Source organism: Mangrovivirga halotolerans, assembly GCF_026241165.1.
GTDB classification, from domain to species: Bacteria; Bacteroidota; Bacteroidia; order Cytophagales; family Cyclobacteriaceae; genus Mangrovivirga; species Mangrovivirga halotolerans.
The window spans coordinates 103,100-121,308 of the sequence record NZ_JAPFQN010000012.1; the positions used below are offsets into that span (position 1 = coordinate 103,100).

General features: G+C 36.3%; 20 protein-coding genes. 5 read left to right on the plus strand and 15 right to left on the minus strand.

From position 1 onward, the window contains the following. The 5 genes from OO013_RS18705 (at position 1) to OO013_RS18725 (ending at position 5,761) form a co-directional block, all read left to right on the plus strand. On the plus strand, positions 1–654 hold the full coding sequence (locus tag OO013_RS18705) for a DUF2461 domain-containing protein (protein ID WP_266058529.1): 654 nt from the start codon (positions 1–3) through the stop codon (positions 652–654). A 72-nt stretch (positions 655–726) separates the two neighbouring features. Further along, a complete protein-coding gene (locus tag OO013_RS18710) occupies positions 727–1,224 on the plus strand; it encodes a hypothetical protein (RefSeq protein ID WP_266058531.1) in 498 nt (165 codons plus the stop codon). Between the two features lie 81 nt (positions 1,225–1,305). Continuing rightward, positions 1,306–3,450: a CHU_0125 family OmpA-like outer membrane integrity protein gene (locus OO013_RS18715; protein ID WP_266058532.1), complete on the plus strand. Its 2,145-nt coding sequence runs from the start codon at positions 1,306–1,308 to the stop codon at positions 3,448–3,450. A gap of 71 nt (positions 3,451–3,521) precedes the next feature. Further along, positions 3,522–4,691: an AIR synthase related protein gene (locus tag OO013_RS18720; protein WP_266058534.1), complete on the plus strand. Its 1,170-nt coding sequence runs from the start codon at positions 3,522–3,524 to the stop codon at positions 4,689–4,691. 65 nt (positions 4,692–4,756) lie between these two features. Next, a complete protein-coding gene (locus OO013_RS18725; protein ID WP_266058535.1) occupies positions 4,757–5,761 on the plus strand; it encodes a YpdA family putative bacillithiol disulfide reductase in 1,005 nt (334 codons plus the stop codon). Here OO013_RS18725 and OO013_RS18730 read toward each other — a convergent pair. From OO013_RS18730 to OO013_RS18800, 15 genes are all read right to left on the minus strand, one after another. Beyond that, the gene (locus tag OO013_RS18730) at positions 5,758–6,570 is read right to left on the minus strand and encodes an alpha/beta hydrolase (protein ID WP_266058537.1); all 813 of its coding nucleotides are present in this window, start codon (positions 6,568–6,570) and stop codon (positions 5,758–5,760) included. The genes OO013_RS18725 and OO013_RS18730 overlap by 4 nt on opposite strands. A gap of 10 nt (positions 6,571–6,580) precedes the next feature. Then, a complete protein-coding gene (locus OO013_RS18735) occupies positions 6,581–8,509 on the minus strand; it encodes a peptidylprolyl isomerase (protein WP_266058539.1) in 1,929 nt (642 codons plus the stop codon). Between the two features lie 40 nt (positions 8,510–8,549). Then, a complete protein-coding gene (locus OO013_RS18740; RefSeq protein ID WP_266058541.1) occupies positions 8,550–9,602 on the minus strand; it encodes an alkane 1-monooxygenase in 1,053 nt (350 codons plus the stop codon). A 64-nt stretch (positions 9,603–9,666) separates the two neighbouring features. Then, complete coding sequence (locus OO013_RS18745) at positions 9,667–10,293, minus strand: class I SAM-dependent methyltransferase (protein ID WP_266058544.1); 627 nt, start codon at positions 10,291–10,293, stop codon at positions 9,667–9,669. Continuing rightward, a complete protein-coding gene (locus OO013_RS18750; RefSeq protein ID WP_266058545.1) occupies positions 10,281–11,123 on the minus strand; it encodes a hypothetical protein in 843 nt (280 codons plus the stop codon). The genes OO013_RS18745 and OO013_RS18750 overlap by 13 nt, the downstream gene beginning before the upstream one ends. Positions 11,124–11,190: 67 nt before the next feature. Further along, complete coding sequence (gene atpG, locus OO013_RS18755) at positions 11,191–12,081, minus strand: ATP synthase F1 subunit gamma (protein ID WP_266058546.1); 891 nt, start codon at positions 12,079–12,081, stop codon at positions 11,191–11,193. 54 nt (positions 12,082–12,135) lie between these two features. Then, positions 12,136–13,719, minus strand: coding sequence for a F0F1 ATP synthase subunit alpha (gene atpA, locus OO013_RS18760; protein WP_266058549.1), 1,584 nt, complete (start codon positions 13,717–13,719; stop codon positions 12,136–12,138). Between the two features lie 38 nt (positions 13,720–13,757). Then, the gene (gene atpH / locus OO013_RS18765; protein WP_266058551.1) at positions 13,758–14,294 is read right to left on the minus strand and encodes an ATP synthase F1 subunit delta; all 537 of its coding nucleotides are present in this window, start codon (positions 14,292–14,294) and stop codon (positions 13,758–13,760) included. An 8-nt stretch (positions 14,295–14,302) separates the two neighbouring features. Further along, the gene (locus tag OO013_RS18770) at positions 14,303–14,797 is read right to left on the minus strand and encodes a F0F1 ATP synthase subunit B (protein WP_266058553.1); all 495 of its coding nucleotides are present in this window, start codon (positions 14,795–14,797) and stop codon (positions 14,303–14,305) included. 71 nt (positions 14,798–14,868) lie between these two features. Further along, complete coding sequence (gene atpE, locus OO013_RS18775; protein ID WP_266058554.1) at positions 14,869–15,108, minus strand: ATP synthase F0 subunit C; 240 nt, start codon at positions 15,106–15,108, stop codon at positions 14,869–14,871. Between the two features lie 40 nt (positions 15,109–15,148). Next, positions 15,149–16,195: a F0F1 ATP synthase subunit A gene (gene atpB, locus OO013_RS18780; RefSeq protein ID WP_266058555.1), complete on the minus strand. Its 1,047-nt coding sequence runs from the start codon at positions 16,193–16,195 to the stop codon at positions 15,149–15,151. A gap of 101 nt (positions 16,196–16,296) precedes the next feature. Further along, positions 16,297–16,659, minus strand: a complete 363-nt coding sequence (locus tag OO013_RS18785; protein WP_266058556.1) for a hypothetical protein — start codon at positions 16,657–16,659, stop codon at positions 16,297–16,299. Between the two features lie 8 nt (positions 16,660–16,667). Continuing rightward, a complete protein-coding gene (locus tag OO013_RS18790; RefSeq protein ID WP_266058557.1) occupies positions 16,668–16,925 on the minus strand; it encodes an AtpZ/AtpI family protein in 258 nt (85 codons plus the stop codon). After that, positions 16,852–17,295 (minus strand): bactofilin family protein, encoded by a 444-nt coding sequence (locus OO013_RS18795; protein ID WP_266058558.1) that lies wholly within the window; start codon positions 17,293–17,295, stop codon positions 16,852–16,854. The genes OO013_RS18790 and OO013_RS18795 overlap by 74 nt, the downstream gene beginning before the upstream one ends. A gap of 12 nt (positions 17,296–17,307) precedes the next feature. Further along, complete coding sequence (locus OO013_RS18800; protein WP_266058559.1) at positions 17,308–18,186, minus strand: M23 family metallopeptidase; 879 nt, start codon at positions 18,184–18,186, stop codon at positions 17,308–17,310. Positions 18,187–18,209: the final 23 nt, after the last annotated feature.

Here is an 18,209-nt window from a genome sequence, read left to right on the forward strand (position 1 = left end):
ATGAAAGACATATTAAGCTTTCTTTCCGACCTTTCAGAAAACAATAATAAGGAGTGGTTTGATGAAAACCGATCAAGGTATCAGGAGGCTCGGGAAGAGTTTATTCAAATTGTTTCAGAAGTTATATCAGGATTGTCAGAAAAAGACGAATCTCTTCGCCAGATTATTGAACCAAAAAAATGTCTTTTTCGAATTAATCGTGATATAAGATTTTCAAAGGATAAAACTCCTTATAAACAAAACTTTGCCGCATCATTTTCAGAGGAAGGAAAAGCAGTTCACAAACCAGGATACTACATCCACATCCAGCCTGGCAATTCTATAATTGGAGGTGGGATATGGTTGCCAGAAAGTGAACATTTACAAGCGATACGACAGGAAATAGATTACAATGGCGACGAACTAAAGTCAATAATAAACAGTGATTCTTTCAAAAATACTTTTGGTGAGTTAAAAGGAGAAAAACTTAAACGGCCCCCAAAAGGATATGAAAAAACAAATCCACATATCGAACTACTAAAACATAAAAGCTTTCTTGGTAGCACGGACATCGATGATAAAACCTTGCAAAAAGATAACATCTCTGAGATAATTGTTAATAAGCTAAGTAACCTAACTCCATTTAAAAAGTATTTTGAAGTAGCTTTGGATTAATTTTTGCTTTAGAAATAGTAAAACATTAACATTTAAAATAAAAATTCCGTTATTCTATAAAACGAATAAATTATGATTGTACCATTTAATGAATTACCAGCAAATTCCAGGCTTTGGGTTTATCAAGCTGACAGAGATTTAACAAATGAAGAGCAGGAGTCTATCAGGCCTGCATTATTTTCATTTATTGATCAATGGGCAGCCCATGGTAAAGCTCTTTCTGCTGCTGGCGATTTTGCTTTTAATAGATTTTTAGTGATAGCTGTCAATGAAGAGCAACATGGAGCTTCTGGTTGTTCAATTGACGCTTCTGTTCATTTCATTAAAGATTTGGGTAATAAGCTAAATATAAACTTCTTTGATCGAACAAAAGTATTATATTTAGATAATAATGATTCGATCAATTCAAAAACTTTAGGTGAAATAAAAAAAGACGTTATAGAAGGCAATCTAAGTCCTGAAACCAGAATTTTTAATACAGCCGTTACAAATAAGAAGGATTTTGATGATTCATTCGTTATAAACATTAAAGACTCATGGTTGAATAAATGGCTTCCTTCAACCGTGTAAAATAATATTAGATATGGAGTAATTATGATAAACAGGCTATTCATTCTAACACTGATACTAATTTTTACAGCGCCATTTAATATGGTAGCGCAAAAGGCTAAGGATCCTCATAAAAAGGCCACAAAGGTTTTTAAACGCGGTTTTTATGAAGAGGCTATCCCGCTATATGAAAAGTATATAAGGAAAGATGTTTTTCCTGCCCAGGCTAATTTTAAAATTGCAGAATCCTACCGTTTGAGTAACAGATTAAAACAATCTGAACCCTATTATCAAAAAGCATTGAATATGGGGCTTGAAAATGATACTGCTCAATTTTATTACGGATTAGCCCTGATAGATAATCAGAAATATGATAAGGCTGAAAATCAGCTTAAATCATTTATTTCTCAGACAGATTCTATAACTCCGGATTACTTCGTCACTTATGCTAAAACAGAAATCAACAATCTTGAAGCTTTAAGAAAAATAAAAGAAAAGAAAAGCCATTATGATGTAGTTCCTGTAAGAGAACTTAATACTCCCGGAGCTGACTATGCTCCATTTTATCATGATGGGTATGTTTACTTTACCAGTACGAGAAGTAGTAATAAAGTATATAAAGCCACAGGCCAGGGTTTTAGTAATCTTTTTAAAGCTCCATTCACCGACAGGGGAATTGCCTATGATCAGATTGAAGAGGTTCCTAACATCAACGATCCAAACGTCAATGATGGTACAATTGCTATAAATGACGATGGAACAACTATTATTTTTGCAAAAGGAAATACAGGAAAGAAAAAGGGCAGAGAAGAAGTTAATCTGTTTATAACCCGATATAACAAACGAACTGAACAATGGTCTGAACCCCGTATGATGAAGATCAATCAAAGAGGCTACTGGACGAGTAGTCCAATCTTTAGTTCTAACGGAAGAACCTTATATTTTGCATCAAACAGGCCGGGGGGTTATGGAGGTGTAGATCTCTATTCTGCACAAATGGATGCCTATGGAAACTTCAGAGCTGTAAAAAATATGGGCTCTGATATAAATAGTCCTGGTAATGAAATGTTTCCTTTTGTTCACGAAAATGGTACTTTATATTTTTCTTCTGACGGACATCCAGGCCTTGGTGGTCTAGACCTTTTCAGAGCAACAAGAGTAGATGGGGTGATAACCGTTGAAAATCTTGGTGAAGGCATCAATTCTACCTATGATGATTTTGCTATTACCTATACCTATCCACTAGGTGGATTATTTTCTTCAAACAGACCTACCGGCGTCGGTGATGATGATATTTATGCATTCGTAAATAACGATCCTGAATATAAAGTAGTAGACTACTTCCTGACTGTTCAGACTTTAGGCAATGAAGGAAATGAAAAAGTGCCTTTGGAAAATACCAGGGTCCAGGTATTCAACGAACAAGGTAAATTACTGGAAAGGTTTTTTACTGATGGAGAAGGCAAGTTTAAAATGAAGGTGACTCCTGAATCGAATTACCTGATCGTAGGAGAAAAACCAGAATATTTTACAACTCGATTAAGATATTCAACAAATGATAAAGCTGTCGATAAATCTGAATTAGAAAAATACAGAACGGTTGTAAACCTGGATACTACTTTAACATTAATGCAGGTTGATACAAAAACAGTTTTCGAGCTTGAAAACATTTACTATGACCTCGATAAGGCAGATATTCGTCCTGATGCAGCGAGAGAATTGGACAAGCTGGTAACAATACTTAAGGACAACCCGGAAATTAATATTGAGCTTAGTTCTCATACTGACAGTCGTGCGCCGGATGCTTACAACATGGATCTTTCTCAAAGAAGGGCTCAAAGTGCTGTTGATTATATAATTAGCCAGGGAATTGATGAAAGCAGACTTGTGGCTAAAGGATATGGTGAAACACAACTTAAAAATGAGTGTGCGAACGACGTTGAATGTCCTGAAGAAAAACACCAGGAAAACCGTCGTACCGAATTCCGTGTGATCGGGTATGACCTTGAAGCTGTTCAGGCCCGTGAACAAATGATTCGTCAGAAGATAGAAGAGGAAGAACGCAAAGCTGAAGAGGAACGAATTCGAAAAGAACAGGAAAGACGTCAACAGCTACTTCTAGAGCAACAACAATCTCAGCAAGAAGAAGCTCAGGACTCGACTCAAATAAAACAAGAAAAGAAAAAAGTCGAAGATAACGACAGTCTCTATAAAAAAGATGATGATGGCGATAGCCTCTACGAATAATTCCAAGTTATTTTAATAAGAAAGCCTCTTTTATTAGAGGCTTTCTTATTTTTGCATAAAATATAAATGCCATGCAAGACAGATATATGCAGCGCGGTGTTTCCGCATCTAAAGAAGACGTACATAAAGCAATAGAGAATATAGATAAGGGGTTGTTTCCCAAAGCATTTTGCAAGATCATACCAGATTACCTGGCTGGTGATGAAAATTGGTGTACAGTTATGCATGCAGATGGGGCGGGCACTAAATCTTCCCTTGCATATTTATATTGGAAAGAAACAGGAGATCTTTCAGTATGGAAAGGTATTGCACAAGATGCAGTAATAATGAATACTGATGATCTTCTATGTGTCGGTGCTACAGGACCTGTTTTGTTATCATCTACTATTGGTAGAAATAAAAATCTCATCCCTGGAGAAGTTATTGCTGAAATAATTAATGGAACAGAAGAAGTATTACAAATGCTTCGCGATAATGGCCTTGAGATCAGATCAACAGGTGGCGAAACTGCAGATGTAGGTGACCTTGTCAGAACTATAATCGTGGACAGCACCGTAACGGCCAGAATGAAACGATCTGACGTTATTGATAATAAGAATATTAAACCAGGCAATGTAGTAGTCGGTTTGGCTAGTTTTGGAAAGGCAACCTATGAAACTGAATATAATGGAGGTATGGGAAGCAATGGCCTGACATCTGCCCGTCACGATGTTTTTGCTCATTACCTCGCTGAAAAATACCCTGAAAGTTTTGACCCTTCAGTTCCTGGAGACCTAATATACAGTGGCAAAAAAAGATTAGATGATAAAGTTTCAGGAGTTGATGTTGACGCCGGGAAACTGGTATTAGCCCCAACCCGCACTTATGCTCCTGTCATAATAGAGGTATTGAAAAATCACAGAGATAAAATCGATGGGATGGTGCATTGCTCGGGTGGTGCCCAAACTAAAGTTTTGCATTTTGTTGAAAATGTCCATGTTGTCAAAGATAACATGTTTGACACTCCTCCTTTATTTAGGTTAATACAAGAGCAGAGTCAAACGGAGTGGAAGGAAATGTATAAAGTCTTCAACATGGGTCACCGTATGGAAATTTATACTGATGAAGAAACAGCTAAGGAGATTATCAAAATCAGTGAATCTTTTGATATCCCGGCTCAAATCATAGGCCGTGTTGAAGCTTCAGACAAACCTAAAGTAACCGTTTCATCAGAACACGGCACTTTTGAATATTTGTCATAACACATTTAGCTTTATATCGTTAAAACTTCCTGGTGGTTATCTTATAGATTTCAGAATAATAATATATGAATTCAGAAGCCTACGATATAGCAATTATCGGAGCCGGACCAATTGGTATGGCATGTGCGATAGAAGCTAAAAATAATGGACTCAGTCATGTCTTAATTGATAAAGGATGCCTGGTAAACAGTATCTATCATTATCCTTATAACATGACATTTTTTTCGACCAGCGATAGACTTGAGGTCGGAAACATCCCTTTTGTAAGCCATGGTAATAAACCTACCAGAGCAGAAGCATTAGAATACTATCGAAGAGTAGCTCAGTATTTTGATTTGAATTCTAAGCTATATGAATCTGTCAATAACATCAAAAGTGAAAATTCAGGTTATATCATAAATACTTCCAAATCTAAATACAAGGCAAAATATATAATTATTGCTACCGGTTTTTATGACCTTCCTTATAAGCTCAATGTCCCGGGTGAAGATCTGCCAAAGGTAAAACACTATTATGATGAGCCACACCCATACTATAAGCAGGAGATCATTGTAGTCGGCGCAGCCAATAGCGCGGTAGACGTAGCCCTGGAGACTTATCGAAAAGGAGCTAATGTAACAATGGTGATCAGGGAAGAAGAAATAAGTCCTTCAGTTAAATACTGGGTAAAGCCCGATATTGAAAACCGAATTAAGGAAGGTTCCATTAAAGCTTATTTCAACAGTGAGATAACCTCAATTTCAGAACATGAAGTTAAAATCGAAACAGGAGAAGGGAGAAGCTTAACTTTAGAAAATGACTTTGTTCTGGCAATGACAGGTTATCAGCCTGACTTTACATTTTTAAAAGAAACTGGTGTAAATATCGGTGATGACGAACAAAGAACACCGGAGTATGATCTCGAAACCATGGAAACCAATGTAAAGAATGTTTACCTGGCAGGTGTGATTTGCGGAGGTTTAAAAACAAATAAATGGTTTATTGAAAATAGCAGGGTTCATGCCTCAATGATCCTTAAAAATATCATTGATAAAGAAGGAAAAGAGGTTAAAAAATTAATGTACATTTAATCTATCTCATCAAGTATATTTTCCAAGTCACTATTGACCCTTGGATGCCCAAAAACATTGTGAGAAATATTTTCATAGGTTAATCTCTGAATATTCGTGCCCGGAATTTCAGTTAGCTGTTCAGATTGCTCAGGAAAGATCAACTCATCTTCAAGACCATGAAAGACATATACAGGACATTCCACATTCCTGAGATAATTTGCTGTTTCAATATTATATCTCAGGATATTACCTGGAAAATAGGGCATTGCATCGATAGCTGTCTTTCGCAATGAATAATAAGGGGCAAATAGCAATAGAGAATTAGTTTTCTTTTTGGATGCCACGAATGCAGCTATACCAGATCCTAGAGAATAACCTGCAATGACTGGTTTATTAACATTCATTTTATTTGTTATCGAATCATAAATAATTAGCGCGTCATTGAGTAAATGACTGGTCCGCTCGATCTCCCCATCACTTTTACCATACCCGCGATAATCATATACAAAAAAATTATAATTATTCTGGAGATAAAAAGATGCATATCCACCCCACTTATCCAAAGCTCCAGCATTACCATGATAAAATATTATCAATCCTTCTGGATCTTCAGTCTTAAACAAAAGACCATTTAAACTTATATTACTATCTACGGGGATTTCTACTTCTTCAAATTCTCCTTCGAATTGATAAATATAATCTTCTGCTAATACTTCTGGTCTGAACAAAAACTCTTCCTGTTTAAAATACATAAAGCATAAAGCAATTACATACATTATGGCTGCTGCTGAAATCATCCACAAGAAGAGTTTTATAATTTTTCTCATTGACCCTGGGTTATTTTTTTATTACTATATCTAATATTTCTGTTCCCGTCAAGACTTCATATACTTCATCCATAGTCCCTTTAACAGCTCCAAAGATAGTATAAGCCCCATCTAAATGTGGAGAAAACCTGTGGGTAATAAACCATTGACTACTTTCAGTATCTCTACCTGAACTTGCCATTGCTAATACTCCTTTTTCAAATGAATTCGGACTGAATTCTGAAATGATCCGGTAAGGAGGATGACCATAACCATCACCTCTTGGACATCCATCCTGGATTACGAAATTATTTTCTACCCGGTGAAAATTATTATTTGAGAAATATCCGACTTTGGACAAATTAAGAAAATTAATAACCGTAATAGGAGCGATTTCAGGATAAAGTTCTATTTCTATAACTCCCTCATTAGTAATTATCTCAGCATTTAGAGTATCAGAATAATCCTGTAATTGACTCACGTCATAGTGTGAGGGGTTATATTTAAGTCTCTGGTTACCACCTGGTTTAGCACCGGTTTTTAAAAATTTACTTAATAGATTTAATTCTTCGACCGTATCTATTCGAGAAATCATCTTTTCGTCAAGATACTTCTGTAAGTTTAAGTCATTACTCATAAATAATCCGGCGGTTTGCCTGACTACAACAGTATCACTGGAAAATAAAAGACCAGCTAACTCTTCTGCATAATTTTCGACTTGATCCGGGTTCTCTTTATAATCATCCAGCAAACTTTTTGTAAGTATATTTAATGCTGTCGTCCGTATTACCGGATGGTTACCTTCCCTGGCATAAATAGATAACTTTTTTATTCCTTCATCAGAATAAATATACAGTGGAATTAATGCCGCCTTATCATAAGGGTTATTTGTCTTTTCAAACTGGTTCTGAACATAGGGAAGGACTTTTTCAATAACTTGTTTAGAACCGAATTTACAGGCTGCCTGAAGTAACATGGCAGCAGCAGGCAGGTATGTTTGTTTAGCTCCAAGGCTTAAATATTGAACCGCATCATTAGAATTACCCAGGTTTATAAAATAATTTGCTGCCTCTTTAGCTACTTTAGAATTTTCTGAAAGTGCTGCTTTATAAACTGACTCCCTGGCTTCGATATAAGGAAAAAACTGTAAAGACTGCAAGGCCAGAACCCGGTATCTGAAATCTTCATTTTCTTTCTGTGCGATTTCTTTAAGTATTTCAAGAGTTTTAACATCCCTGTTACATCGACTAAAAGCTATTAATAGATGTTGCTTTTCTTCCTGGTCTTTTGAAGAGTTAAAAGCTTCTCTTAATTTCCCGGCATATCTATTCAAATCAAAACCTACAGGTAATCTTCCTAAATATCCTGCTGAATATCTGCGTGCCTCATTACTAAGGTTTTTTGCACCAACATTTTCAGTCATCAGCCGTACTGCACTATTGGTTATATTGTTATTTAATAAGCAATGAAAGAGTCCTATCGTTTGTCCTTCTATCTCTGGACTAGTTTTTGGTTTAAACCCTGAAAGGAAAGTAATAGATTGTTCGCCATCTATTTTGCCTATAGCTATTAGAAGTTCCTTTTTAACTGATGAAATCTTTTCTTCTGAAAACTGGTCTTTTAAAGGTTCCAACAATTCAGGTGATCCATTCTGGCCTGCAGCAAAAGCAGCTTTCATTCTAATTTGCTGATCCTCAACCTTTAGTAAATCCTTTATTTCATCAATAAATCTATCAGAAGGGAAACTGCCAGCGATCTTTAATGCCTCAAGAACCAGAAATGCATTATCACTGGATAATCTCTTTTCTACTATCTCATCATTTCTATTTTGGGAAGCTAAATATAGCTCTTTTATCTCCGGGTCGGACCAGGAAAAGCCATTGTCAGAATATTTAAGATCTTTTGAATCACATGAAATCAGAATTGCTGTTAAAAGCAATAAAGGTAGTTGTTTTAACATATAGCAGTTAATCAATATTTATCTGACAATATTAAATTAGTTAAGCTGAACTAACAATATTTTGAATCTTCCTCACTTTTTTATTCATAATACTAAACCATAGCGGAGGAACCATTGCTAATAACATCATTCCAGGATATCCGGTAGGCATTTGAGGTGAATTATCATGATGCTTTAATATCTGGTATGGTCTGGAGGCAATATAATGATGATCAGAATGCCTACTTAACTCAAACAGCATTAATCTACCTACTACATGATCTGAATTCCAGCTATGCATGGGTAACACTCTTTCATAGCGGCCATTCGAGATTTCTTTTCTACGTAGTCCGTAATGCTCTATATAGTTTACTGTTTCTAAAAGTAAAATGCCTACAATGGCTGCAGCAATAAATCCGAGCAGCCCTTTAATTCCAAATACAAAAAAGATTACGATAAGAAATACAACTTGGATTAATTGATATTGTAGCATCTCATTTTTCAATGAAAAAAAAGAAAACCCTTTTTTTCCCAGTTGCTTATTTGCGATCTCCCAGGCCGATTTGTAAGAGTAAATTAAAGACCTGAAGTAAAATTCATAAATACTCTCTCCGTATTGGGCACTGGCAGGATCTTCAGGTGTAGATACATTTTTATGGTGACCTCTGTTGTGTTCAATATAAAAATGCATATACAGCGATGTTAGAAGCAGCATTTTTGACATAGTTTTTTCATGAGTCTTTTTTCTATGCCCCAGTTCGTGGGCTACATTTATTCCAATTACACCACACATCATTCCCATACCCAATATCATCCCTATTTGTTCATAGACCTTCAGATCAAGCATAGTAAAATTTATTAAAAACAGGATCAAAACAGCGTATTGAACAGGCACCATACTGTAGACCATAATATCATACCTGACATCCTTTTTCCGAATTTCTTCTTCTGTTTCGGTAATATTTTCAGGGTCAGGCTTAAATAGTAACTCAAGTATTGGTATCACCACAAAAGCAAAAATAACCGGGAAGAAAGTTGTAACCCCCAACTGATAATAACTTAAGATGACCAATGCAGGTAAAATCAATACGAGAAAGTATTTTAAGAACTTCATCTGCTTAATAAAATTATACAATAAAATATACGAATATTTAACTGATGCAGCAAAATTTTAATATTTATAAACGGCTGTAAACAGATGATTTAATAAACGAATCATAATAGTACTTATCTTTTTTCTTAAGCCCTTTTAAAATCTCATCTGAAACTCTGAAAATATCTGGTATTCTATTTAAAGTATGGCCAGTGGTTATTCTAAAAAACAGCAACATTGTCTTTGCCAGTATCCTATGCTTAAATTTTAAAGGATTCGTAAAGTCTATAATTGCGAGATCATCAAATGTCGGTATCTCTGACCGATAGCTTACTAATATTTCTCTGATCTCTTGCTCATCAAAATGATCAAGAAAAAAAGGGAACATAATGAGATCATAGTGTTTATTTAAATCACCTGTTCGCCCATCTTTTAAGAAATAATTGATATTTGACGATTTACTTATTACCAAATCATTAAACTCATTCAGCATTGGCTTACTAATATCAAAGAGATCGATAGAGTTGAATTGATTGGCTTCGAACGTCTTTAAAACATTACCCGTTCCTGCACCTACAATTAGTATGTCTTTCCCCTTATAACTATTTAAAATTTCAATCTGTGGTTTTATTAATGATCCACCAAAAACCAATTTTCCAAGACGGTCATAAATTGAAGCTATATGATCATATGAATTAATTACTTTATCCATATCACAAGAAAAGGATATAAAAAAATCAAATCTGCTATTGTTCGATAAACTTCATTCCGGCGGAAATCATTAGGATACGTGAAAACCCATCCCAATGTTAATCCCATTAAAAACAATATTATCTGGAACAAACTAAATCCTGGTAAACCGGGTTTAATTCCAAAAAGGGCTATTACCGTTACAATGAAGAATATAGCAAGAAGGACATTGAGTACTTTAACTGTTAGCTTTAATCCCTTGGTTAAAATTACGGAATTTTGCTTCTGATAATTATCCTTTCTGGCATCAAACCATGCGAGAATAAGAATGTTACAATAGGCAATCAGGAATAACTGTAAGTGAAATAAAGCCAATAACTCCTGATGTTCTTCAATGCGGATCCAAGGTATAAGCATAATACCAGTAGAATATACCATTGCGGCTGCAAACTCTTTTAAGATAAAGGTGCGTCCTTTTATAAAGTGAACTATCGTAAAATAGATTAGAACAAATCCACAGATGAATAGACCTCCGTATAATATTTCAGAATCCAGAAGGAATAAACAATAAACACTGCTGGCAATAATAAATGCCGCAAACATTAAAATTGGTATTCTAAATTTCTGATGTACAGCATGTCGTAAAGCTAAAGCTTGTTGATCTATCCGGTTGGCATCTAACAAATGGTCAAGGGTATAAATAAGCCATACAGCAGCAGCAAGTAAAAACTGTTCATGCCACATGACCTCAATATCAAATACTGTACTTACAGCCATTAAACAACACCATGCCCCGAAAGTTATATCAAGGCTTAAGGCCTGAAACAATCGATATGTTTCTTTTAGATCCACGGTTAGTAAAATAATAAAAAAAGCCTGTTCGATATGAACAGGCTTCAAAAGATAGTGTTTTTATATTTTATTTTCCGAGTGCTTCTGCTCCGGAAACGATCTCGAGAATCTCAGTTGTAATAGCTGCCTGACGAGATCTGTTATAAGTAAGTCTCAAATCTTTAAGCAATTCACCAGCATTATCAGTCGCCTTATCCATTGCTGTCATCCTAGCTCCATGCTCGGCAGCATTAGATTCTAATACAGCCTTGTATAACTGAATTTTTAAGCTCTTAGGAATCAATTCCGTAATGATATAAGATTCATCCGGCTCGAAAATATATTCCACATTGCTCATTTCCTCATCCTCTTCAGGTTCAGATGGAACCAAAGGAAGGAATTGTTCTACTCTTAATATTTGAGTAGCTACGTTTTTGAATTCGTTGTATGCAATTTCTACTTTATCGAATTTTCCATCAACAAATCCTTTCATGGCGAATTCTGCTGCGTCACGAACAGCGGCAAAACTCAAATCCATTAAGATCTCAGCGAAGTCAGATACTACGTTATAACCACGCTTTTTAAAATGATCATTTGCTCTTTTACCGATAGGAAGAATTGTTACTTTATCATTTTTTAAATGATCGCTGTAATTTTCTTCAAGGTGATTAGTCGCTGTACGGATAACGTTAGTATTAAAAGAACCACATAGTCCTTTATCAGAACTAATAACAATCAATAATACATTCTTAACTTCTCTCTCTTCAGCATAAGGACTAGTAACCTCACTATCTTCAGACAATCCCGATGACACTTTCCCAAGAATTGCAGAAAGTTTATCAGCATAAGGTCTCATCTGGATAATGCTATCCTGAGCTCTTCGAAGTTTCGCTGCAGACACCATTTTCATCGCTTTGGTGATTTGCTGTGTAGAAACTACCGAATTAATTCTGCTTTTTATTTCCTTTAAATTCGCCATTCGTTAAAGCTTGTTAAGCAGGTTAACAGGCAGCTTAATGCTGCCTGTTTCTATTTATGAATTAGTATATTTTTTTGCTAGATTTTCAGCAACAGTGCTCAAAGTAGAAGTGATGTCATCATCAAGCTTCCCTTTCTTAAGACCTTCAAGAACCTCGCTGTGCTGAGCTCTTAACAGATCAAGGAACTCATACTCAAACTCTTTCACTTTATCCAAAGGTACTTTATCTAATTTACCTTTAGTTGAAGCGTAAATGATAGCCACTTGCTCTTCTACTGGTTGAGGAGAATACTGAGGCTGTTTAAGAATTTCCTGGTTTCTTCTACCTCTTTCAATTGTAAGTTTAGTAGCGGCATCAAGATCAGAACCGAATTTAGCAAACGCTTCAAGTTCACGGAACTGAGCCTGGTCTAATTTAAGTGTACCAGCTACTTTCTTCATAGATTTGATCTGAGCAGAACCTCCAACTCGAGATACCGAGATACCTACGTTAATTGCAGGACGGATACCAGACAAGAACAAGTTAGTTTCCAGGAATATCTGACCGTCAGTAATTGAAATTACGTTAGTCGGAATATAAGCAGAAACGTCACCAGCTTGAGTTTCAATGATTGGAAGTGCTGTTAATGAACCACCACCTTTTACTTTTCCTTCTAGTGAAGGAGGAAGGTCGTTCATGTTAGAAGCGATCTCATCATTGTCAATCACTTTCGCAGCTCTCTCTAATAAACGAGAGTGAAGGTAGAATACGTCTCCAGGATATGCCTCACGTCCCGGAGGTCTTCTAAGAAGAAGAGACACCTCACGATAAGCAACTGCCTGCTTAGAAAGGTCATCAAATACAACCAATGCAGGACGTCCAGTATCTCTGAAATACTCACCAATTGCAGCAGCAGTAAATGGAGCATAGAATTGCTCTGGAGCTGAATTTGAAGCAGCAGCAGAAACAACTACTGTATAATCCATTGCCCCTGCTTTTTCTAATGCAGCAACAACCTGTGCTACTGTAGAAGCTTTCTGTCCAACCGCACAATAGATACAGTAAACAGGCTCACCTCTTTCGTAAAATTCTTTTTGATTTATAATTGTATCGATCGCAACAGCTGTTTTACCAGTCTGACGGTCTCCAATGATTAACTCACGCTGACCACGACCGATCGGAATCATTGCATCGATAGACTTAATACCTGTCTGAAGTGGTTCGTTCACTGGCTGACGATAGATAACACCAGGAGCTTTTCTCTCCAATGGCATTTCGAAAGTTTCCCCTTCGATAGCACCTTTACCGTCAATTGGTTCACCAAGCATGTTTACAACTCGTCCCAACATACCTTCACCTACTTTAATAGATGAAATTTTACCAGTACGTTTTACAGAATCGCCCTCTTTAATACCTTCAGAATCTCCTAGGATTACAGCTCCGACATTGTCCTCTTCAAGGTTCAATACCAATGCTCTGGTTCCATTGTCGAATTCCAATAATTCTCCGGATTGTGCTTTAGTCAAACCGTATATACGGGCAACACCGTCACCAATTGTTAATACAGTACCTACTTCTTGTAGTTCGGCTTCAGATCTTACTCCTGAGAGCTCTTCCCTCAGTATTGCTGAAACTTCATCAGGTCTTACGTCCGCCATTTTCTTTTAATTAAAGTTTATAATTAAGGCTATTGCCTTTATTTCGTTATTGCTTGTTTTATTCTATTTAATTTACCCTTAACTGATTGATCCAGTCTTTTGTCACCGATGGTAAGGATAAAACCACCAATTAATGAAGGATCAATGCTTGTAGAAATGTTTGGGGCTTTATCCGTATACTTTTTCGATAATGCTTCAAACTCTTTCATCATTGATTCATCAATATCGACAGCAGAAACTACAGAAACCTCAACAATTCCTTTTAGTTGGTTATACAGGTTGTTGAATTGCTCAGGTATTATGATAAGGTATTCTTCTCTGTCCTTTCGAGACAATAATTCGAAAAACCTCAAAGTCAGGTCAGAAACCTTTCCTTTGAAGATCTTATCCATCACCTTCTCTTTTTTATTTTCTGTAATAATCGGATTCTTCAGGAACAAAGAAAACTCATGATTCTTTTTACACAAATCACCGAGCATATCCATGTCTTTCTTCACCTCTTCAAGCTGGCCTTTGTCTTTTGCCAACTCAAGTAGTGATTTTGCATATATTGATGCAACCCGAATTTCTGACATAATTTGTATTAATTAAGATTGATATCCTTTACGTACTGGTCAACTAGTGCTTTCTGCTTGCTATCATCAGAAAGCTGGTTTTTGATAACCTTTTCTGCGATTTCTAAAGAAAGTTCAGCTACTTGATTTTTTACTTCTTTCAATGCAGCTTTCTTCTCTGATTCGATCGAAGCCTTTGCATCAGCTATCATTTTCTCTGCAGTCTTTGACGCATCTTCTTTAGCTTCTTCAATCATCTTATTAGAAGCTTCTTTCGCATCTTTAAGGATCTTATCTCTTTCAAGACGAGCCTCATCTAATAATTTATCATTTTCAGCTTTGAGTTTAGCCATATCTTCTTTGGCTTTCTCTGCAGCTTCTAATGCCTCATCGATTGAGTTTTCTCTTATTTTTAGCGCATTTAAAATCGGGCTCCATGCAAATTTGCCTAATAAGATTAATAGGATAATGAAGCCTAATGCTTGCCAGAATATCAGTCCGACGCCCGGTAATAATAAATCCATTTCTTTTTCCGCTTAAGGGTTACTTATAACAATAAAAGGAGGTTGCGGCAAACCCGCAACCTTTAATTCTTTTAAGCAGTAGCGATGATAAAACATACAACTACACCGAAAAGAGATACTACCTCGATTAGTGCTGCAATGATAAGCATAGCAGTCTGAACTCTACCAGCAGCTTCTGGCTGACGAGCCATAGCTTCCATAGCAGAACTACCAATTTTACCGATACCGACACCAGCGCCAACCGCAACTAGTCCAGCACCTAAAGCTGCACCTAATAAACCAAGGTTCTCCGCTAAAATTTGTAACAACATGATGTTAAGCGTTTATTGTTAAAACTAATTAAAATACAAATTAATGATCATCGTGCTCTTCAACCGCCATACCAATGTACATTGAAGAAAACAATGTAAATACATATGCCTGGATAGTTGCAACTAATAGCTCGATCAGATTAATGAAGATCGTAAGAATAGTTGCACCGATACCAACTGCTGCACTTTGAAATATAAATGTCAAACCGATAATACTTAAGATCACAATGTGACCAGCGGTGATCGCCACAAAAAGACGTATCATCAACGATATCGGCTTGGTGAAAATTCCTAAGAATTCAACCACGATGATAACTGTATATCGTATCGGGTAAGGAACTCCCGGAGTATTAAATATGTGATTCCAGTAATGCTTATTACCGCTGAAGTTTGTTAAAAGGAAAGTTCCCACTGCTAATGTCATTGTAACAGCAATGTTACCAGTAAGGTTTGCAGCACCAGGCAACAATCCTAACAGGTTACCAAACCAGATAAAGAAAAACAAGGTAAGCATATACGGAAGATACTTCTCGTATTTTTTCTCGCCGATACCTTTTTTCACGATCTCATCTCTGATGAAAATAATGATCGGCTCGAATAATGACTGTATACCTTTAGGAGATTTTCCCGGCCTCTTTTTATACCCTCTGGCTACTGATATAAATACAATCAGCATTACCGCCATAGTTAAAAACAAGAAGGCTACGTTTTTTGTAATTGAAAAATCCCAGACTTTTACTTCACTGTCAACTCGGTGAATCTTACCATGGTCAATTTCATAACCATTATAAGGTACAAGTTCGTGATCTTCATTGTAAAAGTTTGATGATGAGAAAACCTCTAATCCCCTGTCATCTGAATAAAGGATCACAGGTAAATAAAGTGTACCATAATGACCATCCCAAAAATGCCAGATATAATCATCCTGGATATGGTGCATGATCAAGGTTCCCGGATTAAAACTCTCTCCCTCTCCTGATGCCTGCTCAGAAGCAGTCACTTTAAGCGGTGAGATAAACATCATTGAAATAACGATCGATAATGCTATCGATTTCAGGATCAAAAGGAGGCTTTTTTTACGTTGCATCTATCGTTTTAGTTCAAGGACTCTAAATTTGACTGCAAAGGTAGATATTATCGAATCAATAAAAAATAATTGATTAGTTTTTTGTTGACTTTTTTTGTCATTTATTTATTTAAAACCTTAATAAGGCTACCAACCTCATACATAGTATATAATAGGTATAATACTGCCAGGTATATCATTTTGTTTGTGAAATGGGTCGGATCCAGAAATTTTATCACCAACATGAGCAAAATGGTAAAAATTAATTTTACAACAGCTCCGCCAATAAAAATAATCCCAACCTGCTTATCATCGCCAACTTTTACCACAAATGAATGAATAAAAAAGGTGATGAGTGCAAAGAAAAACACCAAATAGCTTTGGCGCAGATCTAGTCCTGATTGTGGATAAATATTATCGATTAGGAACAACCCAACTACACATAGCAGTGACAATCCGCCAAGACCGAATAGATATTTCTGCATGTTACAATTTAATTGTTTTTGATCTGAGAATATAGTTGATACAATACTCCAATAGTCCCCAGCATAGCTCCGGCCAGGGTCAGCCATGGAGTCTCAAGCTCAAGTTTTTTATCGGCCCAATAACCAGCAGCTGTAAGCAAACCAATTGTCACAGCCATTTGAATGGCTAACTGGCTATACTTTAAATATGAATTATCCTGCTGTTGGGGCTTTTTGTTTTCCTGAGACTGCTCCGTTTTGTTTGTTTGTTGATGAGGTTTCTCCAATCTTTATTTCTCCCATTGATACGCCCATTTTACAACCACCGTTGAATTTGGCGCCTGATTCTACAACCAATTTGTTGGTTATGATATCACCATGAATAACTGCCGACGGCTTGAGGATCAAAACTTCGTTTACTTCGATCGTTCCTTTTACTTCACCAGCAACTTCTGCATTTTGCGCAGTAATATTACCATCAACCAAAGATGATTGACCAACAGCGATCTTAGATTTTGTCTTGATATTTCCTATAACTTTTCCTTCTATACCAAGATTACCATAGGTTTCAAGATCTCCTCTTAAAGTTGTTCCCTTACCAATGATGTTATGCGCTGTTGTTGCTTTATCAGAACTCTTTTCGTCTTTTCTTAACATTATACACTATGCTTAAAATGATACAAATTCTTCCGGATTGACGCTATTGCCGTTATACCATAACTCAAAATGAAGATGCGGACCATCGGTCAGCTCACCGGAATTCCCTACCAGAGCAATAACGTCACCACCCCTGATAAAATTTCCTGTTTCCTTTAATAAAGCTGAATTATGTTTATAAACAGATATCAAATTACCTACATGCTGCACAGCTATCGTATATCCTCCGTCCTGTGACCAGTCTGAAAATATTACTGTTCCGTCAGCAACGCATTTAACTGGATCGTTACTTACAGCTACGACATCTATGCCATAATGGTTTTGAAGCGGATTATATTTTGATGACACCAGGCCTTTCAATGGAGGAAAAAAAACGATCTCCTGAAGTTCATTAGCTTCAGCTCCTTCCACCATGGATGTCATGATCGCATTATTTACTGTAGAAAATTGTTTGCGGAATGCACTATCTATTGATGCCATCTCTTTTTCATCAAGCTCTTTAGCAGGAGACTGTTCTCCTTCGGCTATTTTTTGTTCGGAAAGATCATCTGAAAAATCTATTGTATCCCCCGCCAAAAGTTTTTGAAAACGAGAAATTAAAAGATCTTTCTTTTTCATCTCAGTTTCAATGCTATCGAGCTTTAAATTAAACTCGACCATTTGTCTTCTCGTTTGCTGCTGGGCATGTCGAGGATCAAACCATTGCGACAAAACAGTCGTAACAAGAAAAAAAGCTAATGCAACGAGAACTATTAAAAGCCCTGACGCTATAACAATTAACTTAGCATAATTGAAACTTACTGTCGTCTTCTCAGCGAAGTTTTCTTCGTTTCGTATAATTAAAAGATACCTGTTTGTCAGCCAGTTAGATAGTGTCTTTCTGCTTTTCAATGCGTTAAATTTTTAATGCCCTG